General features: G+C 73.0%; 1 protein-coding gene and 1 pseudogene. Both read left to right on the forward strand.

Features of this window, described 5'->3' with window-relative positions; genetic code table 11:
- Positions 1-320, forward strand: a pseudogene (locus tag G3I40_RS29205) (LLM class F420-dependent oxidoreductase); the annotation flags it as partial.
- Positions 321-499: 179 nt separating this feature from the next.
- On the forward strand, positions 500-1,206 hold a 707-nt coding region (locus G3I40_RS29210; protein WP_164305532.1), incomplete at its 3' end, for a LacI family DNA-binding transcriptional regulator.

Genomic DNA, 1,206 nt, shown 5'->3' on the forward strand with positions numbered 1-1,206 from the left:
GGCATCCCTTCCGTCCGACGCTCGCGGCGCTGCGCGCACGGCTTCCCCGGCTGGCCGAGGAGGCGGACCGCGCCGGGCGCCCGGTCCCCGCGTTCGCGCCGCGCATCCAGGTGGCGGTGGGGTCCGTGCCCGACACCGAGGACCGCCCGCTGGGCCACGGCAGCATCGAACAGATCCGCGCGGACGTGGAGACCCTGGCCGAGCTCGGCGCCACCCACATCCTCTTCGACACGTACCCGGGCGACCCCGCCGCCCGGGGCAGCGCGGAGGACGACCGGCGCGTACTGGAGCTGATCGCTTCCGGCCTGCAGGACATATGAGACACGGGGTGCGGGGGCGGCCCCCGCACCCCACCACTCCTCAGGTGTCACCGGACCACCGGCAACTCTCTCCCCTCCGGACGAACCCCCTGCTCCGCCGCCGACACCCCCGGCTCCCGGCCGAACAGATGTCCCCGTCACGCAAATTAATGGCAAGCATTGCGCTAATCTTGCGTTCCATGACGCGCAGACTTGCTCAGGTGGCGAAGAAGGTCGGAGTCAGCGAGGCGACGGTCAGCCGGGTGCTCAACAACAAGCCCGGCGTCTCCGAGGCGACAAGACAGTCTGTCCTCACCGCGCTCGACGTGCTCGGGTACGAGCGGCCCACGCAGCTGCGCGGCGAGCGGGCCCGGCTGGTCGGCCTGGTCCTGCCGGAGTTGCAGAACCCCATCTTCCCCGCGTTCGCGGAAGTGATCGGCGGCGCGCTCGCCCAGCAGGGCCTCACCCCCGTGCTGTGCACGCAGACCAAGGGCGGCGTCTCCGAGGCCGACTACGTGGAACTCCTGCTCCAGCAGCAGGTGTCCGGGGTGGTGTTCGCGGGCGGCCTGTTCGCCCAGGGCGACGCCGAGCACGGGCACTACCAGCGCCTCGCCGAGCGCAAGGTCCCGGTGGTGCTCGTGAACGCGGCCATCGAGCGGCTCGGCTTCCCCTGCGTGGCGTGCGACGACGCCGTCGCGGTCGAGCAGGCCTGGCGCCACCTGGCCTCCCTCGGTCACGAGCGCATCGGCCTGGTGCTCGGGCCGGACGACCACATGCCCTCGCTGCGCAAGCTCGGTGCGGCGCGTGCCGCCGCCCGGGCCGCCGGCACGAAGCTGCCCGACGACGCGGTCGAGCGGGCCATGTTCTCCCTGGAGGGCGGGCACGCGGCGGCGGCCCGGCTCCTCGC

It is taken from the genome of Streptomyces sp. SID14478 (assembly GCF_010548525.1).
Taxonomy (GTDB): domain Bacteria; phylum Actinomycetota; class Actinomycetes; order Streptomycetales; family Streptomycetaceae; genus Streptomyces.